Source organism: Porphyromonas sp. (genome assembly GCF_030529325.1).
GTDB lineage: Bacteria > Bacteroidota > Bacteroidia > Bacteroidales > Porphyromonadaceae > Porphyromonas_A.
Genome location: NZ_JAUMXC010000010.1, coordinates 1 through 22,297, shown reverse-complemented (window position 1 = coordinate 22,297; position 22,297 = coordinate 1). Strand labels below are relative to the sequence as shown.

Genomic DNA, 22,297 nt, shown 5'->3' with positions numbered 1-22,297 from the left:
TATGAGACTAAAACATATATCTATCATAACTGTCCTGTCCATCTTCCTGTCTCTGCTGGTGACAGGTTGTTACAAGGAGGATGTAAATGCTCTGTATAGCCGTCAGTATATGCTGGCAGGGAGCATCAAGGACCTGAATCAGAAGGTCGATAAGATCAACGGAAGTCTTGCTGATTTGAGACTACTCATCCAAGCTCTTGAGCAGAAAGAGCCCGTTTCTTCGCTTGAGTACGACATCATCACCAACAGTGATCACACCAAGGACACGATAGGTGCGAGGGTGACGATCGGCTCCAAGGTGATCTATATTCCTTTCGGACGTGATGGAAAAGACGGCAAGGACGGTAAAGACGGAGAGACTCCTCTCATCGAAATCGGCTTCAATGGCAATTGGTTTGTCAATGGTAAGGATACCGGCGTACCTGCTACCGGAGAGAATGGTAAGACGCCCAAGATCGGAGCGATGCAGGATCCCGACAATCCAAGCGATGAAAACCTCTACTGGACGATCTCTTATGGAGACGGAAAACCTCCTGTATTTATCTTGGATGCCGATGGCAAAAAGATCAAGGCCAATGGTGGCAAAGGAGACAAAGGTGATAAGGGTGATAAGGGAGATAAAGGAGACAAAGGCGATAAGGGTGACAAGGGTGCCGACGGTGTCAATAGTCCTATCACCGGTATTACGATAGAACCTGATGGTACGGTGGTCATCCATACTACGCTTCCGATAGGGGATGTGAGGCTACCGGGCAAGGAGCAGACATTATTCAAGATCATGCCTGAAAATTCGCTCCTCAATGGTACCGATGCCTCTGCACGCTTTGATGAGCCTACCTATTCTTTGCTCTTTGAAGAAATAGCCGAGGAGATTGAGTTCCCATTTGAGAAGTCAGACAAGCTCACCACTGTCTATGCTGCCCTGCCAAGAGGTTGGGAGTACAGGATAGATCAGGCGGGCAAGAAGATCTATGTCACATCGCCCAAGATGGGTTGGGGACCCGATACTCCACATACGGCAGAAGCCATCTTCTTTGCACGAGATAAAGATGGCAAGACTTACTCTCGCAACCTTAATCTCAAGTTGAAGACAAAGATATTCCTCAACTACTTCTTCAACGATAATCCCAAGGTGCCTATCTACAAGTCCAATACTCCTTACAATACCCTTGACTTCTCTGCCAACAAAAAGACTGCACATGTCACAAGATGGCACGAACTGGATGCCAATGGCAATTTCAAAGAGCCTACACCTGCTCCGGCATCCTATATCGATACCAATAGTGATAACGCAACGCTCCTTAATAAGTTCAGACAAGATGTGTATAGAGGATTTGACAAACCTACGACAATGGACAATACGAACTTCGCAGTGGTAGATTTCCTCTTCGATCCTGATTACATCGCATATGCTTCGTTCCAGCCTGAGACAGAACCCAACAACGCAATTCTTGTCAATAAGCATATAGACGAAGCGAATCCTAATCCTCACGGTATCATCTATCAGAAACCCGTGCCATGGGATACATATGCTTCTCACTCCACATTCTTCTCCGGTAATAATTCCGACCGATTCACAATTCGTCTCAAGAGAGCTACCCAGAAGGTCAGGCTGAGATGTAAGGATCCCAAAACGCTTTTTGGCCTTGCAGCAGGTGAAGAGATAGATGTCAGTAAACTTGTGATTAAGATCCCAACCACAACAGCTATGCAGAATGGCTTGGGAAGACATCATCTTGGTAAGTTTTCTGTCACCAAGGTGGATAAAAATGTTGTAGACAAAGATGGCAATGCTTTGATCAAGTATGATGCAGCTACGCAGGTCCTCACAGCAGAGTTTGCCACGTTCCTTTCCGCTCAGACAATGCACTACGCGATGGTGCTCGAATACACCAAGACAGATAACACGGTCTTCAAGATGGCATTGGTAAGGCATGGGGCTTATCCTTTTGCTCTACCTGCGGGAGGTAATGTGTTGACATTCAACTATAACTATCCTGTGCCTGAACATACCGGCATCCATACATTCCAACTCATGACGCCGGGAGCGGGCACCACTACTACGGGTATGCTTCCACAAATTCCAAGTGGTGCAGTAGCTGAATGGTAAAGAGGTAGAAGGCACAAAATCAACGAGCCTACCTTGTGATATGAAGTTGTCTAACTTGTTTCATCAAGTTAGACAACTTTTTTATGAGACATGATATCGGAGCGACCCGGGAAATATTTTTCAAAGAAATACAGGCAAATAAAAAAGCGTCACTACAAGGGCAGACCTTGCGTGACGCTTTTATTTTGTTGCTTCTTCTCAGAGAAAGCAGATGCGGTGTCGTGCTTTACTTGATGACGCCAAGTTCCTTACCTACCTTGATGAAGGCTTCAATAGCCTTATCGAGGTGCTTGCAGTCGTGAGCAGCAGATAGCTGTACACGGATACGAGCTTCGCCCTTGGGCACCACAGGGTAGTAGAAGCCTGTCACGTAGATACCCTCGTCGAGGAGACGAGCTGCATACTTCTGTGACAGTGGAGCATCGTAGAGCATCACAGCACAGATAGCTGACTGTGTAGGCTTGATGTCGAACCCTGCAGCAGTCATCTTGTCGCGAAAATAAGTGACATTTTCCATCAACTTGGTGTGGAGGTCGTTGCTTTCTTCAAGCATCTTGAACATCTCGATACCTGCACCTACGACTGCGGGTGGGATGGAGTTGGAGAAGAGGTATGGGCGTGAACGCTGACGAAGCATCTCGATGATCTCCTTGCGTCCTGTGGTAAATCCACCTACCGCACCACCAAAGGCTTTGCCGAGCGTGCCGGTGTGGATGTCTACACGACCGTACACATTGTATTGCTCAGCCACACCACGGCCTGTCTTGCCGACAACACCTGCAGAGTGACACTCATCGACCATCACAAGAGCATCGTACTTCTCTGCGAGGTCACAGATCTTGTCCATAGGAGCTACGTTACCGTCCATGGAGAATACACCGTCTGTGACGATGATGCGGAATCTCTGTGCTTGAGCTTCTTGGAGACACTTTTCGAGCTCTTCCATATTAGCGTTCGCATAGCGGTATCTCTTTGCCTTACACAGACGCACACCGTCGATGATGGATGCGTGGTTGAGACTGTCTGAGATGATGGCATCTTCTTCTGTGAATAGTGGCTCGAATACACCGCCGTTAGCATCGAAACATGCTGCGTAGAGGATGGTGTCTTCGGTCTTGAAGTAGTTGGAGATCGCCTTTTCGAGTTGCTTGTGGATGTCTTGTGTACCGCAGATGAAGCGTACTGATGACATACCGAAGCCGTGAGTGTCCATGGCCTTTTTCGCTGCATCGATCAGACGTGGATTGTCTGAGAGGCCGAGGTAGTTGTTGGCACAGAAGTTGAGAACTTCTTTTTCCTTACCGCCGTCATTAACTTTGATTTCGGCAGTTTGAGCACTGATGATGATGCGCTCTTCTTTGTAGAGACCGGCGTTGCGGATCTCTTTGATCTCATTTTGGAGATGTTCTTGGATCTTTCCGTACATAGTGATAAGGAATATGTTTGGTTAGTATTTTTCCGGCCATAAAGGTACAGAATATTTGTCTTATTTGGGTGGCTTCGCTACCTAAAATAAAAAAGAGGGCATCCACGATATTTGCCCGTGGCATGCCCTCTGTTCTTGTGTTATGTAAGGAACTTGAAAAGGTTGTAGATTACTTCTTTTCGCACTCTTTACCCTTGCTGCATTCTTTCTTGTCGCCCTCTTTCTTGTCGCAACCCTTCTTGTCCTTGCAACATTCTTTCTTTTCACCGGCCTTCTTGTCGCACTCCTTCTTATCGCAATTCTTTTTTCCCTTGCATTCTTTCTTGGTTTCTTCCTTCTTTACAGGAGTTTGAGCATATACGTTGCCCGCTGCGATAAAGCCGAATGTCAGTACAAGGCTAAATAGTAGTTTTTTTACCATCTGATTAAAATTTTATTGTATTTATAACTCATAACGACCACTATGGTCGTAGGCAAAAGTATAATAAAATCTGTTTGCTTCCAAATCTTCCCCGACGGATTTAGGGCTGTCTCTTCTGTGTTAAGAATTTTTGAGCCTGAGGTTTTTGTAAACTCAAAGAGCCTTGATCTTTCTTTAAGAGAGTAAAAACGAAAGGCTCCCAAAACTTCTCTAAGAAGTTTTGGGAGCCTTCGTGTACTGTATGTGATTTATTGGTTTGCTGTGCTGTCTGCAGGTGTGGCTTCAGGAGCTGTTGTCTCTGGTGCTACGTCTGCAAATGGTTGTGTCTCCGGAGCGACAGGAACTTGAGCCTTGTTGACAAACTCCTCGATAGAAGAGTTAGATCTTGCATCTTCGTGACGTGGTGCATACCTTGCTGCAAGGATACACAAAACAACCATGGTACCTGTAAGACCCCATGTCAACTTTTCAAGGATATCGGTAGTCTTACGCACACCCATGATCTGGTTCGAAGACGAAAATCCTGAAGCAAGACCTCCTCCCTTGGAGTTTTGGATCGTAACGATGAATGTTAAAAGGACTGCAAGCAACGCAATCACAATTGATAGAAAAATATACATATGTCTAAGTTAGTTTGTTGAATCAACTGTTAAGTATCAACTTTTCTAAAAAATCAATTTGCTCCGCAAAGTAACTGCTTTTTTTTGGATTATTCAAATTTAATGATTTAATAATTCTCAGAGCATTATCGTACTTACCTTGTTTTATATATATGCGTGCGAGGGTCTCTGTAAGTAGTTCTTCTTCCGGAGGAGATTCGACACCTTGCTTTGGGGATTGTTTCGACAAGGGCGTCTCAGGTTGTTGCTCAAGGGACTTCAGTTGTTCGGCTTCTTTTCCTTTGTTGAGAAAGTTCGAGATGAGGGTCATTGTGTCCTCTTTCTCTGTGGTTTGAGTAGTAGGGACATGATCCTCTATCCATGTAAAATAATCTTCTGAAAGAGAGAGCGAGTCATTTTCTTGGGGCGAGAAGAGTTGTTCAACATCTGATGAGGAGTCATCGGGATGCTCGGAAAGGAAGGTATCGATAATGTCAAAGGCGTTGGAGCTTTGTATTTCTTCGCTTTGAGCGTGAGGTTGAAGCATTGCATGGTCATCTCCTTTGAGGACGAAAAAGAGCTTTGCAAGATCGGGTATGTAGAGGGATCTGCGTTGGAGTTCGGAGGCAAAGCGCAGGTCTTGTGTTTTGTATAGCCCCAAAAGTATGATCGTGTGCAAAGATGCTGAGTAGGGATACCGCGTACTCAAGGCGATGAGATCACTCAGTTGTGTCTCATCTATTGTCGCTTTTCCTCGGATGATGTTGTGTAGCTCGTCGACCCTCATGACCTTACCAGTTTTCGACGGTGGCGTTGAAAATCTGTTGAATGATGTCTTCTGTCAGCTCTTTACACAGCCCGTCTTGGACATCAGTAAATAGGATATTACTGTCAAATGTCGTAAAAGAGGAGAACTCTCGTTCAAAGTCTTCATCAGGATTGATCCTATTTGTATACCGAACTTTGATGCGAAGTGTAAATCTTGTCTTTGCTGAGTAGGCATCCTCCTGCACCGCTTCAGCCGCAAGGTCATAGCCTACGATCTCCCCTTCGATGTTCAGATCTCCCCCGGCAGGTTGCATGTTGAGTCGGGTGCGTCTTTGGAAGTTCTCTCTGAGATCCTCGGTAAACTTCTGAGCCAATGGGGGATAGACCAACGGAGCAAGGTTGGAGAAGTCGCGTATAGTCACGGTCTTGATCCTATTGTAGTCTATGCTGGCTCCGTTGAGTTTGTAGGAGACGATACAGCTCGTTACTGAGAGAACCAAGAAGATCGCTATGGATATGATGTTGATGCGTTTAATCCAGGTCATGTTCTTTAAGTTTTCTATAGAGTGTGCGTTCGGATATCTTGAGGTCATCGGCAGTCTTTTTGCGTACTCCGTTGTTGCGACGAAGGACCATACGGATATACTCTTGTTCCATCTCTTCGAGTGAGAGTGTCCTATCGGGATTTAGTATCTCCTCGTATTCTGATGTGATGAGGTCTCCGCTGATGCTGTGCTGTATCTGGTGCGTGCTTACATCTCTTGGGATTGCTTCTACAAAGGATGTCCTATCGCTGACAGGTGTTACTATCGTCTGAGGTAGAGGACGTGCTGCCGACTCCACATATGGCGCAGGTGTACTATTGATATCATGTCTTGAGGGATGGTTGTCCATCGCTCTGTGGAGATTCCTTGACAGTTCGGATACCTCATTTTTGAGATCGTAGATCATCTTGTACAGTATCTCCAGTGAGCCCGTTGGGATCTCTTTCGATGAGGACTCATAGTCTCGGAAGCCTCCCTCTTTCTGCGGAGTTCTTATAATAGCCGGATGACGTACTTCTGCATTGGCGGGAAGATTTTCGCGTAGAATATCAATCGAAATCTCTCTGTCTTCGGCAATGACACTAAGACGCTCTACAACATTACGTAATTGACGGATATTCCCCGGCCAATTATACGTAGAAATAAGCATCTGTGCCTCATCACTGAGTCGCACCGGAGGCATGCGATATTTGTCTGCAAAGTCTGCAGCAAACTTCCTGAACAACAGCCTTATGTCCTCCCCCCTGTCTCTCAAGGGTGGAAGTTCGATGGTAACAGTGTTGAGACGGTAGTACAGGTCTTCTCTGAACTTTTTACGTCTGATCGCATCTTGTAAGTCGACATTGGTTGCTGCAACGACACGGATATTGGTTCTCTGTACTTGAGACGAACCTACCTTCATAAATTCCCCCGATTCGAGTACTCTGAGGAGTCTTGCTTGGGTCGGCAATGGAAGTTCTCCTACCTCATCAAGAAATATTGTCCCTCCATCGGCGACCTCAAAATATCCTTTCCGCTCGCTTACGGCATCGGTAAAAGATCCCTTTTTGTGTCCGAATAGTTCAGAGTCTATGGTGCCTTCAGGGATTGCTCCACAGTTTACCGTGATATAGGGACCATGTTTGCGGATGCTGTTGCTGTGTATGATCTGAGGGAAGCTCTCTTTCCCTACACCACTCTCTCCTGTGATAAGGGCAGAGACATCTGTAGGGGCAATGAGGAGAGCTACCTCGATGGCCCTATTCAAGCTCGGAGCATTCCCGATTATGCCGAATCGTTGCTTTGCTTTTATTATCTCGTTGCTTACATTCATCTTTACAAAGGTGAGTTATGGTATGATAAGCTTCTGCCCCGGGTGTATTTTGTTATTTTTTAGTCCGTTGGCTTTCTTCAACTTTGCGACGGTCACCCCCTTGTATTTTTTTGCGATGAGGTTGAGGGATTGCCCTTTGGTGACCGTATGATAGCGTGCAGAAGTTTTTTTTGTGGCTTTCTTCTCTGCAACTTTTTTTACAGGCTCAGGGGCTTTCTCTACTGTTTGACCTGCCACCAATTGTGCTTGTGCAAGATCATTTCGATCCGTTGCTACGGGCATTGCCTCTAGCTCTTCCTGTTCTGTGATTATCCTTATGGCGAGTCGTTGTCCGGCTCTAACCGTGTTGCGGCGAAGTTTGTTCCAGCTCTTGATATCCTCGATGTCCACTCCGTACTTCTTAGCGATGGATCCCAAAGATTCACGCTTACCGACCTTATGGTATATAGTTGATTCCTTTGTTTGGATTTGAGCTACCGGCAAAGCCTCTTTTTGCGCTGCAAAAGTATTGGCATTCGCAAGAGGTAGGATGACCGTCTGGTTTTCACCATGACCGGGGACGATACCTTTCCTGTATTTCGGATTGAGGAGCATAAGGGTCTCTTCACTGACACCGGAGATCTTACTGATTTGAGAGAATGAATATTTTCTGTCTACTCTGACGGTATCTGTGGCGAGAGGCAACTGTATAGTTCCCGGACTGAGATCATAGTCGTTGTAGTACTCCATGGCATAGTACACAGCGATGAAGTATGGGACATATGATCTTGTCTCACGTGGAAGATGCTGATAAATCTTCCAGAAGTCTTTGGCTCCTCCGGCTTTGCGGATGGCTTTGTTTACACTCCCCGGCCCACAGTTGTACGAAGCAAGGGCAAGTAACCAATCCCCATACAGGGCATAGAGATCTTTGAAGAGTGAGCATACCGCCTGTGTCGATCTCTTGGGATCTCGACGTTCGTCCACCAGGCTGTCTATCAGTAGCCCATATACTTTGCCTGTCGATAGCATGATTTGCCATATTCCCGTTGCCCCTCTTGGTGAGACGGCGGTCGGAGTAAGTGCCGATTCTACGATGGCGAGGTACTTCAGCTCGAGAGGCAGGTTGTGCTTATCCAACTCCTCTTCTATCATCGGGAAGTAGTAGGTACTCTTGGAAAGTACTTGTTCAAATAGGCGACTACGTTTGTTTACAAATTCATCGATACACTCATGTACAATAGAATTGTAAGTCAATGGAATGATGCTGTTGAGGGCATTCAGTCTTTTTTGGTACTCATCATTGGATAAGTGTTTTGTGCGCGCTGTAGAAGGTATGGAACGATCAAAGTAAGTTTTATACTTGTCTTCGATCATGCTTGTCAATTTGCCATCAAGGGCTTCGGGAACCATCTCTCCGGAGGGGAGACACAGCGAGTCTGCTACACCGTCTGTGGCGACAGTCTCCTGCGCTTGAGTGTGATAAGACACTCCCAAGAGCAGGCAGCAAGCTAAGGCGCAGTACCGTATGTAGCTTTTTGTTTGCATAGAGTTTTTTGTCTTTAGCTCACGATTTTATTTGCCTCAAAACTTCAAAGCCACTTGTACTCCATATGAGGTTTGTGGCATTGTCGGTGTAGGCATCGATACGTGAGGCCGGTATGTCAAAGAAACATTAGGCGAGATGTCGAATGAGTAAAGTTCAGCGTCGACATAAGCATCCACCATAATGAGTATGTAGGTCGCCACAGAGAGGATGATGCTTAAGTCCCTATTGCGGCGATAAAAGTCACGTCCACGTCTCAGACGTTCGTGAAAAGTTGTATTGTTGATATAGTCTTCCGGCTTGGCATTGGATGGGATGAAGTCTATCCAAGACTTGTTTTCCAAAGGGGCGTCACTCTTGATGTCCCTATATGCATTGGCATACTCTGTCAAGTTGGTGTGATTCCACGTGATAGCATAGTAAAACCCTGTGTATGCTGTCGCAATGAGTGGTATTTTCCAAAACTTGCGGTTGTACACCTGTCCGCCACCGGGTATGATAGACCATAGCAGAGCCATTTTAGGTTTGGGAACAAACCTGTTTTTTTGTTTTTGAGGTTTCAACTCGAAAGTTTTTCCCTTCTTTTCTACAATCTGAGGTGTTTCGACGATTTTTTTTGCTATTTCATTCATTTCAGACACTTTTGCCGAATCTGTTGAGGGTAGCAGTGTGTCAGCTTTGAGTATGGCTTTATCTGCCAAGACTTGAAGACTGTCTCGTTGAGGAATACTGTCGGAGACCCCCGCGCGAGCCACGTATGAGCAAAGTGGGCAGATGATCAGCAGACCGATTAGACGTCGAAAACCTGTGAGCTGTATCATAACTTGTCGAGCGTGCTAAGGATGGCCTCAAGTTCCTGTTCAGAACCAAACGGTATCGTGATCTTCCCCTTGCCACTCTCACTACAAGTCATAGAGACCTTTGTCTTGAAGATGTTGGAGAAGTGTTGTGCAAGCAGAGCAAACTCCTCAGGTGTTTTCACACTGCCTTTTTTCTTAGCCTTAGGTGCGGGGCTACCACCTTCGTTGTAGCTCCTCACTATCTCTTCCACTTGTCTTACTGACAGTCTTTCTTTGACAGCCTGCTCATAGACTGCAAGCAGTAGTTCCGTATCGTTGAGAGATAATAGAGCACGTGCATGCCCCATGTCTATTTTGGAGTCCTTCAACCCCATTTGCACCTCTGCAGGCAGTTTCAGTAGACGCAGATAGTTGGATATCGTTGCACGCTTTTTACCCACTCTTGTGCTGAGGTCATCCTGAGTGAGTTTGTATGTGTCTATCAGCTTTTTGAAAGCCAATGATATCTCTATGGCATTGAGGTCTTCGCGCTGGATATTTTCGATCAGTGCCATTTCCATGACCTGTTCGTCCTCCGCGGTGCGGACATAAGCGGGGATTGCCTCCAAGCCCGCCAGCTTTGCCGCTCTATATCGGCGTTCACCGGATATGATGCGATATTTCCCCGGTTCATCGGGGATGCCATACACCGTGATAGGCTGTACGATACCTATGTGGCGGATGGAGTCAGCCAGTTCGCCGAGAGCTTCCTCTTCAAAGAACGTACGAGGCTGTTCCTCATTGGGTATGATGTCTGACAATGCTATCTCATTGATAGAGGATGAGCCTTGAGTCTCTATCGAAAGGTAGTCGGTAGAGATGAGGGCATCCAAGCCTCTCCCAAGTGATGATCTTTCTTTTTTACTCATTGTCCGGGGTATTGTATGGGATTATGGAGAAGAGGTTATTTTTGATTTTTTGCCAACAGCTCCTGAGCAAGTTGCAGATAATTCTGACTTCCGCGACTGTCGAGGTCAAAGTCGAGTACCGATTTGCCGTGACTGGGGGCTTCGCTCAGACGTATGTTGCGATGTATGACACTTGAGAAGACAAGCGACTTGAAGTGTTTCTTGACCTCCTCATAGATTTGATTGGAATGACGAGTCCGAGCATCGTACATGGTCATCAGGAAACCCTCTATATCGATATGTGGATTGAGTTTGCGCTTGATGATCTGGAGAGTGTTGAGCAGTTTGCTGATACCTTCCAGTGCGAAGTATTCACATTGTACAGGGATGATCACAGAGTCTGCTGCTGTCAGAGCTGCGACGGTGATCAGCCCGAGGGATGGAGAGCAGTCTATGAAGATGAAGTCGTAGTCATCCTTGAGAGAGTCGGTGATCTTTTTCATCACAAACTCACGGCGCTCCACCTTGATGAGCTCTATCTCTGCACCGGCCAAGTCGGTATGCGACGGTAGTATCACTAGCCCCTCGACAGAAGTCTCCGAGATGCATTTTTTAGGATCTGCCTCTCCCAAGAGACAGTTGTAGATCGTCTGATCCGTGGACGTAGGCTTGACACCGAGCCCCGAGGTTGCATTGGCCTGAGGGTCGGCATCTATGATAAGCACTTTTTTTTCAAGTGCCACGAGAGATGCAGCGAGGTTGATTGTTGTCGTGGTTTTACCGACACCACCTTTTTGGTTAGATATTGCTATTACTTTTCCCATTAGAATGCTTCGTAATCAATACACAAACATACCGTTTTTTATCCAAACGGTGAAATGATTTAAGGCCTTTTGACTATTACAGTCCGCGTACTTTATCCGGGTTTTTCCGTACAAAATCCGCCCAACTTCCTGACTTCTGACGTTGAAGAGGAGAGGTCGATTGTACGAAGTGACAAAAGGCTACAGCCAGGCCGTCGGTGGCATCGAGTTCGATCTGCATGGACTCCTCCGGGATGTGTAGCATCTTTTGGAGTAGTGTCGCGACTTGCTCTTTTGATGCTCGTCCTGTGCCTGTTATCGCACGCTTGATCTCCATAGGAGCATACTCATGTACAAGTGTATCGGATGCAAGAGCTGCGGCGATAGCGACGCCTTGCGCACGCCCCAATTTGAGCATCGACTGTACGTTTTTACCGTAAAATGGAGCCTCTATGGCAAGATCATCAGGATTGTAGCGTCGGATGAGCGCAGATACACCATCGTATATTTTTTTCAGCCTCTCGTATGGTGAAGCTGTTTTGTCCATTTTGAGTACCCCCATGGCGATCATCTCTGCGCTTTTTCCTGTCACGCAGAGTATGCCGTAGCCCATGATGACACTGCCGGGGTCTATACCTATGATGATCTTCTGATCTCTACCTTTTTTCATTGTGATGCTTTATAGTTTGCCCTCTTGTCGAGCTGCTTCAATGACTCTTCTGAACCCCTCCTCCAATTGTACTTTTGGCATAAATCCCAATGCTCTTATGGGGGAGTCGTCACAAGCCCATGAGCGTTGAGCAAAGATGCGATATTTATCACTGTTTAGCGGGGTTACTTTTCCCGTTATTTTGCCGACGATATCTCCCACCAAGCATGCCACGCGGACTATCGGCAGTGGCATCCTCAGGTTGATGATACGCTTTTTTTCGAGAAGTTTTTGGACGATCCGACCAAAATCATGGTCTTTGTATATATTGCCGTCTGTGAGCATAAAACGTCCTCCTATTGCATCAGGGTGTGTCAGGACGTGAAAAGTCGCTTCTGCCACATCGCTTGCATACACAAACGTTATTTCTTGAGGTGAACAACCGGCTTGTATGTTCAAGCCTCGGGCTATCTCTCTCACTGCCATCAGGTAGTCTGCATCCCCGGGGCCATAGACACCTGTCAGCAGCATGATAGAGTAGGGAAGCCCCGAACGCAAGAGTGCTTTTTCTCCCTCCAACTTTGATTTGCCATAATCGGTGTTGGGCCGTTGAGGGTCATCTGCCCTCATCGGTCTGTCTCCGGATATAGGTGGCCCATAAGTGCTCAGGCTGCTCATGAGTACGACGCTCTCAGGAGTTTTTGGGGCAGCTGCCAACGCTTTGAAAAGATTGTCGGTATATGTGCCGTTGACTCTGTAAAAGTCTTTTCTTTTGATTGTTTTTGTTAATCCTGCATTGTGGATGACATAGTGCCATGTCGGCTCTCCAGCATGGCTGATCTCGTTTATTTGAGCCGATAGCCTCTCTACCGAAGTGTAGTCGAGATCTATGAATTTGATGCGCTTGTCTGACAGGTGTCGGAGTGAACTGCTTTCACGTACACCTGCCCATACCTCGTAGCCCTGGTGTAAGGCTTCATCTACGAGATATCTGCCTATAAATCCGGAAGCCCCCGTTATGAGTATTCTTTTTTGTGTCGTTGTCTCCATGTTTTCTTTTAGGTTTCTGCCGGATACGACAAAAAGCCCAAAGGACTCAAGCTATCTTGAGTCTCTTCAGGCTTACGATGTCATATGATTTTGCGCACTAAGGGCTTACAGCAAGCGTGTCAGTACCTCATGCACCACGTGTCGTTGCTTGCTCGTAAGGTCGTCTTCTCTCCCTTTGACCAGGGAAAAATTACTTCTTGCTGAAGTAGTCCTTCACTGCATCATTTGGAACCATCTCTTCGACAAATACGTATGCGCCTGTCTTTGGAGACTTTTCCATCTTGATCACTTTAGAGAATGTACGTCCTTCACCCTTCTGTAGGTTTGCGACTGCTTTCTTTGCCATGGTCTGCTGTATTCTTTTTATTACTTAATTTCCTTGTGTACGGTCATGCGCTTCAAGATAGGATTGTACTTCTTGAGCTCCATACGTTGCGGTGTATTCTTTCTATTCTTTGTGGTAACGTATCTTGAAGTACCCGGCATACCGCTTTCCTTGTGCTCTGTGCACTCAAGGATCACCTGTATTCTATTACCTTTTGCTTTCTTTGACATTGTCTTACTCCTTTACTTTAGGATTAAAGTATAGTACATTTTCTGAGAGTGCCTGTTTCGAGACCTCTTTTGATCGCTGCGTCAAGGCCGATCTTGTTGATGAGTCTGAGACCTGCTGCTGATACCTTGATCTTGATCCAGCATCCTTCTTCTACCCAGTAGAATTTTCTCTCGAACAGATTGATCTCAAACGTGCGTTTTGTGCGACGCTTAGAGTGCGACACGTTGTTACCGACCATCGCCTTCTTTCCGGTGATTTGACAAATTCTTGACATCTTCTTTGTATTATATTGTTTTGTATTACTTTACTTTAGTCGTATCAAGGGTGCAAAGTAACAACTTTTTTGCGGAATATCCAAACACGTTTTGGAGTTTCCCTACCACATTGTCCCTATATAATGAGTGATACGGGTTACAAAGTTACTAAAAAATAGTGATATAAAATCGTTGTGTATGAGTAAATTGATTACATGCATACTTCGGTGTCAAGTCACCTGAATCGTTTTGTTGCCTCTCAAGACTTTTATTTGATAAAGAAGAGCGGATAGGGGAGGAGAAATATGTGGCGAAAAAATATGCCCCCTTGTTCTGAATGTGAGCAAGGGGGGATATTGACTTATAGATTTGTTACTGTCTTTGAGGCAGACTTAAAAGCGAAGACTGAGTCCTGCACGGCCTTGAAGGCTGATTAAGTTGAAGGGTAGGATGTGATTCACTCCGAAGTGAAATTGCAATTGGTTACCCAGCACAAGCCCCCATCCCATAGTGACAGGTGCCCCGTGGAGGGTGCTCACGCTCACTGCCGTGCCAAGCAGATCCCATGGTTGCCAGTAGGTGGAGAGTGCCACATCGGGACGCCAACGCCCGAGGATCCGACTGCTACCGACAAGCCCGCTGATGGTCACCTTTTCGATGGGGCTGTAGGTCACGCCCGCGTGGAAGTTGGCATTCAGTCTTGAACTGATGTCCCTATCATCTTGGTAAGTGAAGTTGTCCGAAAATGCATTTTTCATTGTCTCGATGACATCGGATTTAGTCTTCTTACCATGTGTCGAGGTGAGCTCATTGGAGATGTCTATGCCCTTGAAAGATATGGCTTTGTCGCCTGTGAGATCTTCTGCCAATACATTAGTGCCTCCCCAGTGTATGAAGCCGAGATCTCTCATCGAGAGGGATACACTCCATTGGTCATTGAACTTGTAGCTTGCGCCGAGATCGACACCAAACCCGTAACTCGATGGGACTCGGGGTTTCACTGAAGATGGAATATCTGCAGTGCTCCAGTCTATCATGTTTTTGGCATTGGTACTTGGACGACTTTTGGCATTGATATAACCTGTCTGATACACTTCGAAGCGTAATTCATCTCCCGAAGCCGAAGTATAGAGGCCGAAGTCACTATCTACAAGCTCTGCGTAAAGTTGTCCGCCGAGGAGTTTGAGACGCGCACCTACTTGCAGACGAGCATCTTCGAGGATCTTGTCTGTGGCGTAGCCGATGGCAAGTTCGTTGTAGACCTGTGCGCTCATAGACCCCATACGACCGCGCTTCCACTCTCCAAGGGTGTTCATGTTGCCTTCCGAAAGGAGTTCGCCAAAGGTCTTATCTATAGATGCGAAAGCCGACCCTTTGAGTCCGAAAGAGAAGGTGAAGAAGCCTATATCCGTACGGAATCCAAACTGCAACAGATTGACCTGTGCATCGAGACCTAAATTATTTCCCGACAGACTTTTGATAAGGCGATCGTAGTAGATCCGCAAGAGCTGCTTGTCCTCCGAAGGTTTGGCCACATCAGAGAGCGTAAAAGGCACGTGTGCAGATGCTCCGATATCGGAGAGGAGAGGGATGCCGATGATGAGGTTCGCATCTTTGGGGATGTACGAGGGATTGAGCTGCATGCGCACGAAGTCGGCTCTTGAGCTCATCAAGGGAATCTCGGAGCTTTGAGCCCACAGTCTGTGTCCCGTGAGTGTAAGTACACTGAGGAGTAGGAGGGTGCGAAAGATGCTTTTGTTTATGCTTGACATAGATATGGCTTATTTACTGTTGATCAAAATGATGATGCGAAACTGTATGTCTTGCTCGGGGCGAAACTCGACCCAACTGTCCGAAGATTTGACTTCGCCCGAGAAGCGGATGCGGTGAGCTTGCTCCAAGCGTCTCACCTGATCAAGGCTGAGACCCAAAATGAGCTTACTCTCCTCTGCTTTTATGCCGTCAGGGCTGTTTTTAAGGTCAAAGGCTATAGGTATCCTGCCTTGCTCGATTTCTTTGCCGAATCTGTCCAACATCGTCAGTTCGTTTATTCTGAAGCCTATGGGTAGTCTGCTGCTCACATCGATACCCATGGCAAAGTTGCGGAGCAAGCCCTCGTGCTCTTCATCAATGTGCTCGTTGAGGGGTATCTTCGGACCGGTGAACTCAAACTTGATCGGCAGACGATCAAACTTCATCCTCAACGGGATGTTCAAGATCAAAGAGAGGTCGATGAAACTCTCCTTGTCCAGCACGATCTGAGAGCGGGAAAAGTCAAGTGAAAAGGCATTTATGGATATCCCACTCTTCGACAAGCCCGAGAGTATGTCGTCTAAAACTCCTGCTTCAAAGGGTATCTTCTGTGAACCCTTGCCGTCCAAGGCATTGAGGGTGATGAGAGGGAGAGTCGGCTTGACGCGCAGGCTCTTTCCTTTTTTGTTGGTTAGACTGATGTCCGCTTTGGTGCTGAAACCCATTTTTCCTTTATATTTCACATCAAGCTCGAGGCTACTACCCTGAATAGCAAGATTTTCAAGATCATCCCATTCGCCGTAATCAAAGGATATCGGCTTTGGGGGCTTGATCTCCAAGGTGTTGCTCAGTTGGCCTTCAAACTTCAGTATATCCACTTCCGATAGAGACAAGTCCACTGTGATCCGGTTCGGCATACCCTCTCCGGGGCGTTTGGTGCCGAGTTTTCGGGCTGATACACGGTACTTCAATGAGAGTGCGCTGCCCTTTTTCTTTTCGATGCTGAGTTGGGGGAAGGTCTTATCAAGTGCGCTCGATTTTTGGTCTGTGCGCCACTCTATCTTCAGAGGCTGATTGTTGTCGTCCCTGATCTCGGGGAACTCCACCACATAACCCATATGCACAGGCAGATCAGAGGTAGACATCTTCACACGGCAAGCCCATGTCAGACGGGCTATGGAAGCAACTTTCTCCGGGAGGTTGAGGATAATCTCTCCTTCCTGCATGGGGAGCTCCACCTCGGCCGACTGTCCCGTTTGAGGCAGTTGCCAGACGAACTGCCTGCGGTATTCCTTTTGCTTGGGGACTACGAGGTCAAGGAGATTAGCTCTATACACCGATTCAAAATGTTTGTGGAGCCTGAGCACTCCTTTTTCATCTACCCGGAGGACGGATGCACGCTCCTCATCAGACTTGATGAGGATATCCCTAAGATTGGCGGAAGCATATACCGCAGGAGCGACCAGAGAAGGTGGGTTTTCGGCCACGAGTCTCACCTCGCCATTCAGAGAATCTCTATCAATACAGCCCGAAATCGAGAGTATAATCGTCAGGAGTATTGCAATTTTATTATGCATAACAACTTAGTTTATTTGATGTTAGTGCAAATATACTTCAAAATCAGCTATCTATGACTCTGTCAGCCTGCTGTTTGAGATTTTTTTTGATTTGTGTCGTGGAAGAAAAAGGTTGTGGCAGAAATCTTTCTGATACAACCTTTTTTATGAGTATTCGGAGATTATATGTGGAAATTTACAGATCCTATAGGTGAGCATTAAGCATTTGGTAATTGTTGATGCTGCTACTTATACAAAAACCGGTGATATTTATTCTCCATTACATAATGTTATTCTCGTTATTTTGTGGATGCCGTAAAAATAATAAGCTACTTCCTTTAGAGAATGTGATAATTCTGTCAATAACTCTTTTTGCTGCTCGTATGCCTTTACAATTTCATCGTTTTCATTTTTAAGGGCAAAAATAATTTGTTCACCTTTTTCTTTTCTTTTCAAAGAGCCTCCGGATTCAAACAGATTTGATAAATCCCTGATATCCATTTCTCTCATTGTGAATTTTTCCAAATCTAATTGGGGGGGGCTGTTACAGGGTATCTAAAGAAAGAACTTTTTCTGTCATATTGTGATATAATGGAAATGGCTCTTGTTATATTCTTGTATTCTTTCCACTCTCCTTCATTTGCAAGAGCTTCGAGTCTTGCTATATTCTTTAATAGCAACTCGTCTTTCCAATATTGATATAACTCATCAATCCAATGACAGCTATAAAGAGGACGCCATTTCTCCTGACTTAGTATTTTGGGTTTTGTACTTTCACAAGAATCGTTTTCATATGGGATAGATAATTTCTTGTGAAAAATAATAATCAATGATTTTAGGGCTAATTCAATGGAATGTCTGTATAAGAAATTAATAGGCATTTGCTCGAAATAAAAGTGGTCCCCATATGGCTCCTAATGGAAAGATCAGGCCTAAAAGAGAGGAGAACGCCATTTTTGCTTTTGTATTTTCCATAAGATTATTACATTTTGTAGATTACTTCATTATTTGCGTAAGGTAATCAAAAAAGGTTTCAGGTAAGGTTGCCCATTACCGGTATCTGATTTATGACAAGGCAAATCTATAAATAATGAAACAATAATGCAAAAAAGAATAGCAATATTAAGCAAGGTATAGAAGGTCTCAAAAAAGGTTGTCTAACTTGATTCATCAAGGTAGGCATCTTGATTTATCAAGTTAGACAACCTTTTTTGAGACCTTCTGGGAGGATGAGCGGACTGAGGTCCGGGCCCGGAGTTTTCAGTGGGCAGTGGGCGCTGAAAGTTATTTTTTTTCTGGGGGAAGGTAGAGAGTCGGTTCGGGCTAAAGGCTGAGTAATACTTGGGAACAGACTTGTGTCCGTTTTGTCGTGCACGAAGAGATGTGTCTTGTAGAGCTACTTTGAGATGTAGTTGGTGGGACTATCTGTGTGAATTTGTTTAAATTATTTCTAACTCCTTTCTAAATCAAGTATCTTTGCACAAATATTCAGCTTCGTACCTAAAGAATAATCATATAGTATCAGGATTTTGAGATTTTTTTCTCCCATGACCGGGTGATTGTCTCGCCTTGACTCGGCAATGATATGCTCGTTGTTGGGAGGGCTTATCTGCCCTAAGCAGATGATTATTCCCATAGATTGAAAGATTGTATTTGTTTTTTACTTTTGAGGTACGCAGCCATCAATCCATAAACTGCAACAAAAACGCATGAATATACATTTTGAAAGAGTAACACTCGCTCACAAGGATCGGATATTGGCTTTTACTGCGGAGTCTCCGTATCGGAACTGCGACTATTCGTTTGCCAATCTATACAACTGGGGAGGATACTATGATACCAGAGTCGCCTTTCACAAGGGGATGATGATCGTCCGATTTCTCTCGTCCGAGGGACGTCCGGCTTGTCTGATGCCGATAGGTGATGGAGACTTTGAGGGTGTCCTTGCCGACCTCAATGCGGACTTCAAGGAAATGGGATATATGCTTACGTTCATGGCTGTGACCAATGAGGGTGTGGAGGCTTTGCACGAGTCTTATTGTGGCAACATCCATGTCCTTGCGAATGAAAGCTATACCGACTATATCTACGAGCGTGAGAAACTTGTGACGCTCTCGGGGAAGAAGCTACAGAGTAAACGCAATCATATCAACCGATTCAAGGCGACTTATCCCGACTATAAGTATGAGGCCATATCTGCTGCCAATGTAGATGATTGTATCGCGTTGGAGGAGCGTTGGTATTGCAACAGTGAGCGCACCGATGATATAAAGGCGGAGCGTGACATGGTGGTGAAAGCTCTCCGTGAGCATGCTGAGATCGGGATGTTGGGTGGCTGTATCCGTGTGGATGGGAAAGTGATTGCTTTTTCGATGGGTATGCCTATCAACAAGGATACTTTCGGTGTGCACATCGAAAAAGCCGATACGGCCTATGATGGGGCTTTTACGATCATCAATCAGGAGTTTGCCTCTCGCATCCCGGAGCAATATACTTATGTCAATAGGGAAGAGGATCTCGGGCTGGAGGGACTCAGGCAGGCAAAGCTGTCTTATCGTCCTGCAATCTTGCTTGAGAAGCAGATCGTCCTCTTGAGATGTGAGCAGGGACAGTAATACATCGGTCATGGATAGGGATTTCGATTTTGTACCATATAATCCTGCGGATAGGGAGCAGGAAAAGGCTCTGCTGGAGTTACTGGTGGAGGCTTTTGGCCCTTATGAACCTTATTACTCTGCCCAACTTCGGATTGTGGCGAGTCGTGAGGCAACTCTCCTTTATTGTGAAAAGGGTGGGCTACTTGTGGCTCATATACAGATCGTCCCTTATGAGGGGATGACGGTCTCCGGACGAAGGCTCAAAGTGGCTTACCTCTACGCGATATGCACTGCAAAAAGTCATCAGGGTAAGGGCATCATGACTGCCATGTTGAGAGAAACACTGGATATGCTGCCTTCTCTTGGCTATGACTCTGCGGCTCTCGTACCGGCAGAGGAATCTCTCATAGGTTATTATGAACCTTTTGGCTTCCGGATGATGTCGGGGAAAACACCGCTCTCCGTACCTGCGGGGATATTGCCTGTTGTGAGAGCAGGTAAGGAGGCCAAGGCATTCAACCGTCAATCTTACGAATTGGATATTCAGCTATATGGCTCTTCCGACCCCAAGCCTCTTATAGGTTGGATGCTACATCCGCTTATGGCTGAGGAATTGCCTCTTCCTCTTGATACCCCTTTCGAAGCTCCCATGGTATAGCACATCAGGATAGAAAACATAAAACAGCCCCCGAAAAGCCAGATCAAAAACTTTTCGGGGGCTGTTGCTTATGTGTATCCTTATAAACCTATTACGTTATAAAGTTCAAAGGATTTTGAGAAGCTGTCGGATGGACCAATCTCTTTTTCTTCCAACTTTTCGACCAGTTTTTCCATGCCATAGAGATTGATCATATGGCTGACTTTGGAGGCCTTATCCTCTTTGGATGCATAAAAAATCAACACATCTGTAGATGAGTGCTTCGTGTAAATAGCATATCTCCTCAGATCCGGTGCAAATGCCTTGTGGATGGTCATTATTTTTCTATCCTTATCAAGGAGACGGAACTCATAAAAGAATGTTTCTTCTGAGGGGACATTGAGTTTGTCTGTCGCATTTATCTTGATCTCAATAGTAAAGACTTTGGAAAGTGTCTGCTTTAATGCTTCTGCAGCCTTTCTGAATCCCTCTTCGGTTTTGTATTCGCCGAGCACCCTGCGGGCAAAAGGATCTATCGGGTCAAGCCGTTCTGTAAGTAGTATCCGATCGCCATTTCTCGTGTACAGGCATGCGCCTACATCATAAAAGTCCTTGTCGGGAGACACTTTGATGCGCACAATCTCTATGAACGGCTTGGTTTCCTCTTTGGGGGCATTAGCGAAGTTCTCAGGAACGAGGTGATCCTTGAAGTTCTTTTCCATCAGTATCTCTGATATTTCAGACAAATGTCTTTTGGGGAGCAGTACCGCGTACTCTCCTGTAGATTCGATCTTTTCGACAAACTCTTTCATCTTCAAAGTCTCTGTCTCCGGATCAAAGACAGAAGCAGGATTGACACTCCCTGTTCCGCCTATCAGATTGAGGTGATAGTACAGGAGGTCGCCGTTTTTGTTCAAGTACTTCTTCATATTGGCTTTGTCCAAAGCGGCATAGAGTTTTCCAAGGGCTTTTTTTACTCCCGGATCTTTGTCGTCTTGGAGAGCTTTGGGGATAATGCACCTGCAGTAGTCCGTCATAAAGCCCCTATAAAAATTGTCTATCAAGTATGGACCGTAGCCTTGCATCGAAGTCCCAAGAGCCGAAGAGTAGAGATCTTCCTCAAATTCTTTTAACAAGGGGTAGGCTGAGAACGGCAACAGCGAAATCCTGTCTTTTAAGTAACTTGCTTCGTATGTAACAAGGCCGATTTTATGTTCTCCGACCATTACTTCTGTTTGATGTGAATCCATTTCTGAGGAAAGTACCCTCATGCGCTGAATCCGGTCTTCGAAGTCAGGATCGGATAGTAGCTTTTCGATATCCAATGTCGGTTTTCTCAAATCCTTTTTCAGTAGCAGTGTGTTCTCGTTTGAGGGGACTGTCACTCCAAGAGTTTTGAAAACATTGTTGCCGGAGAGTACAAACGAGTTGGCATCAGTGGCTGTGCTTTCTTTGAGAGATTTGTACCATTTGACAAAGACCTCGCTTTCTGTCGGATCTGCTACTGTTGAGGAGCCTTCCGATTCTTCTTCATTTTCTTTGTCCTCTGTCTTTTCGTTCTTATTGCCCGGATCTACCGGAGGATTGTTATTCCCTTTACAACTCGTAAGGACGAGCATACCTACGCATAAAAAGGTGGAAATGACAGTGTGGAATTTTGCTTTCATGAGATTGGGTATCTGATTGAAGTTTACAAAACTGCTCCAAATGTATAAAAAAAACAGCACAGCCAAAAATGGCTGTGCTGTCCTCTCTTGTTGTTGGTTATATTATCTGAATGTCCACTTGAGTGCAAGTGATGGACGTACCCAGAACTTATCAGGATTGATGAAGTTGTAAGCAAGACGCACCTCTGTACCGATGCTTAGGTTGAAGTCGTCGGATACACCTACAAACTGGTTGAGGTTGATCCACGCTTGTGGCTCAGCCAAGAATGTAACGTTGCCCTTGTCTCCGAGGTTTGTAGTCCAAAGGTCTGCGAAGCCATTGAGTGTAAATACTCTGTTCCATGATGTCCAAGACCACACACCTGTCAACTGCATGTTGTGAG

Annotated in this window: 23 protein-coding genes; 3 read left to right on the top strand and 20 right to left on the bottom strand. The window is 45.8% G+C overall.

Features of this window, described 5'->3' with window-relative positions:
- The first annotated feature begins 1 nt into the window (after position 1).
- A complete protein-coding gene (locus Q4A14_RS02875) occupies positions 2 to 2,110 on the top strand; it encodes a PL29 family lyase N-terminal domain-containing protein (protein ID WP_303169799.1) in 2,109 nt (702 codons plus the stop codon).
- Between the two features lie 226 nt (positions 2,111 to 2,336).
- Here the strand turns inward: Q4A14_RS02875 and kbl are convergent, their stop codons facing one another.
- The 18 genes from kbl to Q4A14_RS02785 all read right to left on the bottom strand — a co-directional run bounded on the left by kbl (position 2,337) and on the right by Q4A14_RS02785 (position 17,538).
- Complete coding sequence (gene kbl, locus Q4A14_RS02870; RefSeq protein ID WP_303169798.1) at positions 2,337 to 3,536, bottom strand: glycine C-acetyltransferase; 1,200 nt, start codon at positions 3,534 to 3,536, stop codon at positions 2,337 to 2,339.
- Positions 3,537 to 3,705: 169 nt separating this feature from the next.
- Positions 3,706 to 3,957, bottom strand: coding sequence for a hypothetical protein (locus tag Q4A14_RS02865; RefSeq protein WP_303169797.1), 252 nt, complete (start codon positions 3,955 to 3,957; stop codon positions 3,706 to 3,708).
- Between the two features lie 248 nt (positions 3,958 to 4,205).
- A complete protein-coding gene (secG, locus tag Q4A14_RS02860) occupies positions 4,206 to 4,577 on the bottom strand; it encodes a preprotein translocase subunit SecG (protein WP_303169795.1) in 372 nt (123 codons plus the stop codon).
- Positions 4,578 to 4,599: 22 nt separating this feature from the next.
- On the bottom strand, positions 4,600 to 5,343 hold the full coding sequence (locus tag Q4A14_RS02855; RefSeq protein ID WP_303169794.1) for a hypothetical protein: 744 nt from the start codon (positions 5,341 to 5,343) through the stop codon (positions 4,600 to 4,602).
- 4 nt (positions 5,344 to 5,347) lie between these two features.
- Positions 5,348 to 5,869 carry an LptE family protein gene (locus tag Q4A14_RS02850; protein ID WP_303169793.1) on the bottom strand — a complete coding sequence of 174 codons (522 nt, stop codon included), beginning with the start codon at positions 5,867 to 5,869 and terminating at the stop codon, positions 5,348 to 5,350.
- Complete coding sequence (locus Q4A14_RS02845; RefSeq protein ID WP_303169791.1) at positions 5,856 to 7,181, bottom strand: sigma-54-dependent Fis family transcriptional regulator; 1,326 nt, start codon at positions 7,179 to 7,181, stop codon at positions 5,856 to 5,858. The genes Q4A14_RS02850 and Q4A14_RS02845 overlap by 14 nt, the downstream gene beginning before the upstream one ends.
- A gap of 15 nt (positions 7,182 to 7,196) precedes the next feature.
- Positions 7,197 to 8,708 carry a lytic transglycosylase domain-containing protein gene (locus Q4A14_RS02840; protein WP_303169790.1) on the bottom strand — a complete coding sequence of 504 codons (1,512 nt, stop codon included), beginning with the start codon at positions 8,706 to 8,708 and terminating at the stop codon, positions 7,197 to 7,199.
- 36 nt (positions 8,709 to 8,744) lie between these two features.
- Positions 8,745 to 9,527 carry a DUF5683 domain-containing protein gene (locus Q4A14_RS02835; protein WP_303169789.1) on the bottom strand — a complete coding sequence of 261 codons (783 nt, stop codon included), beginning with the start codon at positions 9,525 to 9,527 and terminating at the stop codon, positions 8,745 to 8,747.
- Positions 9,524 to 10,414, bottom strand: a complete 891-nt coding sequence (locus tag Q4A14_RS02830; protein WP_303169788.1) for a ParB/RepB/Spo0J family partition protein — start codon at positions 10,412 to 10,414, stop codon at positions 9,524 to 9,526. The genes Q4A14_RS02835 and Q4A14_RS02830 overlap by 4 nt, the downstream gene beginning before the upstream one ends.
- A 35-nt stretch (positions 10,415 to 10,449) precedes the next feature.
- Positions 10,450 to 11,217 carry a ParA family protein gene (locus Q4A14_RS02825; RefSeq protein WP_303169787.1) on the bottom strand — a complete coding sequence of 256 codons (768 nt, stop codon included), beginning with the start codon at positions 11,215 to 11,217 and terminating at the stop codon, positions 10,450 to 10,452.
- A 76-nt stretch (positions 11,218 to 11,293) separates the two neighbouring features.
- Positions 11,294 to 11,866 (bottom strand): crossover junction endodeoxyribonuclease RuvC, encoded by a 573-nt coding sequence (gene ruvC / locus Q4A14_RS02820; protein ID WP_303169786.1) that lies wholly within the window; start codon positions 11,864 to 11,866, stop codon positions 11,294 to 11,296.
- 9 nt (positions 11,867 to 11,875) lie between these two features.
- The gene (locus Q4A14_RS02815) at positions 11,876 to 12,895 is read right to left on the bottom strand and encodes an NAD(P)-dependent oxidoreductase (RefSeq protein ID WP_303169784.1); all 1,020 of its coding nucleotides are present in this window, start codon (positions 12,893 to 12,895) and stop codon (positions 11,876 to 11,878) included.
- A 190-nt stretch (positions 12,896 to 13,085) separates the two neighbouring features.
- Entirely contained in the window at positions 13,086 to 13,241 is a 156-nt protein-coding gene (locus tag Q4A14_RS02810; protein WP_078735560.1) for a DUF4295 domain-containing protein, read from the bottom strand.
- A 20-nt stretch (positions 13,242 to 13,261) separates the two neighbouring features.
- Positions 13,262 to 13,450, bottom strand: a complete 189-nt coding sequence (rpmG, locus tag Q4A14_RS02805; RefSeq protein WP_303169782.1) for a 50S ribosomal protein L33 — start codon at positions 13,448 to 13,450, stop codon at positions 13,262 to 13,264.
- A gap of 23 nt (positions 13,451 to 13,473) precedes the next feature.
- Positions 13,474 to 13,725, bottom strand: a complete 252-nt coding sequence (rpmB, locus tag Q4A14_RS02800; RefSeq protein ID WP_303169780.1) for a 50S ribosomal protein L28 — start codon at positions 13,723 to 13,725, stop codon at positions 13,474 to 13,476.
- Between the two features lie 372 nt (positions 13,726 to 14,097).
- A complete protein-coding gene (locus Q4A14_RS02795) occupies positions 14,098 to 15,477 on the bottom strand; it encodes a DUF5723 family protein (RefSeq protein ID WP_303169779.1) in 1,380 nt (459 codons plus the stop codon).
- A gap of 9 nt (positions 15,478 to 15,486) precedes the next feature.
- A complete protein-coding gene (locus tag Q4A14_RS02790; RefSeq protein WP_303169778.1) occupies positions 15,487 to 17,034 on the bottom strand; it encodes a hypothetical protein in 1,548 nt (515 codons plus the stop codon).
- Positions 17,035 to 17,283: 249 nt separating this feature from the next.
- Positions 17,284 to 17,538: a hypothetical protein gene (locus tag Q4A14_RS02785; RefSeq protein WP_303169777.1), complete on the bottom strand. Its 255-nt coding sequence runs from the start codon at positions 17,536 to 17,538 to the stop codon at positions 17,284 to 17,286.
- A 1,184-nt stretch (positions 17,539 to 18,722) separates the two neighbouring features.
- Between Q4A14_RS02785 and Q4A14_RS02780 the strand changes: the two genes are divergently transcribed.
- A complete protein-coding gene (locus Q4A14_RS02780) occupies positions 18,723 to 19,628 on the top strand; it encodes a DUF2156 domain-containing protein (protein WP_303169776.1) in 906 nt (301 codons plus the stop codon).
- Between the two features lie 10 nt (positions 19,629 to 19,638).
- Positions 19,639 to 20,268 carry a GNAT family N-acetyltransferase gene (locus tag Q4A14_RS02775; protein ID WP_303169775.1) on the top strand — a complete coding sequence of 210 codons (630 nt, stop codon included), beginning with the start codon at positions 19,639 to 19,641 and terminating at the stop codon, positions 20,266 to 20,268.
- 80 nt (positions 20,269 to 20,348) lie between these two features.
- Here the strand turns inward: Q4A14_RS02775 and Q4A14_RS02770 are convergent, their stop codons facing one another.
- Positions 20,349 to 21,914, bottom strand: coding sequence for a hypothetical protein (locus tag Q4A14_RS02770; protein ID WP_303169773.1), 1,566 nt, complete (start codon positions 21,912 to 21,914; stop codon positions 20,349 to 20,351).
- Positions 21,915 to 22,016: 102 nt separating this feature from the next.
- Positions 22,017 to 22,297 (bottom strand): DUF5020 family protein (locus Q4A14_RS02765; RefSeq protein WP_303169771.1); only part of this gene is annotated, 281 nt, incomplete at its 5' end.

Coding starts and splice junctions, on each gene's coding strand:
- Q4A14_RS02865 (WP_303169797.1), bottom strand. CDS start 3,957: ATGGTAAAAAAACTACTATTTAGCCTTGTACTGACATTCGGCTTTATC.
- Q4A14_RS02770 (WP_303169773.1), bottom strand. CDS start 21,914: ATGAAAGCAAAATTCCACACTGTCATTTCCACCTTTTTATGCGTAGGT.
- Q4A14_RS02875 (WP_303169799.1), top strand. CDS start 2: ATGAGACTAAAACATATATCTATCATAACTGTCCTGTCCATCTTCCTG.
- Q4A14_RS02815 (WP_303169784.1), bottom strand. CDS start 12,895: ATGGAGACAACGACACAAAAAAGAATACTCATAACGGGGGCTTCCGGA.
- Q4A14_RS02810 (WP_078735560.1), bottom strand. CDS start 13,241: ATGGCAAAGAAAGCAGTCGCAAACCTACAGAAGGGTGAAGGACGTACA.
- Q4A14_RS02795 (WP_303169779.1), bottom strand. CDS start 15,477: ATGTCAAGCATAAACAAAAGCATCTTTCGCACCCTCCTACTCCTCAGT.
- Q4A14_RS02780 (WP_303169776.1), top strand. CDS start 18,723: ATGAATATACATTTTGAAAGAGTAACACTCGCTCACAAGGATCGGATA.
- Q4A14_RS02840 (WP_303169790.1), bottom strand. CDS start 8,708: ATGCAAACAAAAAGCTACATACGGTACTGCGCCTTAGCTTGCTGCCTG.
- rpmG (WP_303169782.1), bottom strand. CDS start 13,450: ATGTCAAAGAAAGCAAAAGGTAATAGAATACAGGTGATCCTTGAGTGC.
- Q4A14_RS02830 (WP_303169788.1), bottom strand. CDS start 10,414: ATGAGTAAAAAAGAAAGATCATCACTTGGGAGAGGCTTGGATGCCCTC.
- rpmB (WP_303169780.1), bottom strand. CDS start 13,725: ATGTCAAGAATTTGTCAAATCACCGGAAAGAAGGCGATGGTCGGTAAC.
- secG (WP_303169795.1), bottom strand. CDS start 4,577: ATGTATATTTTTCTATCAATTGTGATTGCGTTGCTTGCAGTCCTTTTA.
- kbl (WP_303169798.1), bottom strand. CDS start 3,536: ATGTACGGAAAGATCCAAGAACATCTCCAAAATGAGATCAAAGAGATC.
- ruvC (WP_303169786.1), bottom strand. CDS start 11,866: ATGAAAAAAGGTAGAGATCAGAAGATCATCATAGGTATAGACCCCGGC.
- Q4A14_RS02845 (WP_303169791.1), bottom strand. CDS start 7,181: ATGAATGTAAGCAACGAGATAATAAAAGCAAAGCAACGATTCGGCATA.
- Q4A14_RS02790 (WP_303169778.1), bottom strand. CDS start 17,034: ATGCATAATAAAATTGCAATACTCCTGACGATTATACTCTCGATTTCG.
- Q4A14_RS02855 (WP_303169794.1), bottom strand. CDS start 5,343: ATGAGGGTCGACGAGCTACACAACATCATCCGAGGAAAAGCGACAATA.
- Q4A14_RS02775 (WP_303169775.1), top strand. CDS start 19,639: ATGGATAGGGATTTCGATTTTGTACCATATAATCCTGCGGATAGGGAG.
- Q4A14_RS02835 (WP_303169789.1), bottom strand. CDS start 9,527: ATGATACAGCTCACAGGTTTTCGACGTCTAATCGGTCTGCTGATCATC.
- Q4A14_RS02825 (WP_303169787.1), bottom strand. CDS start 11,217: ATGGGAAAAGTAATAGCAATATCTAACCAAAAAGGTGGTGTCGGTAAA.
- Q4A14_RS02850 (WP_303169793.1), bottom strand. CDS start 5,869: ATGACCTGGATTAAACGCATCAACATCATATCCATAGCGATCTTCTTG.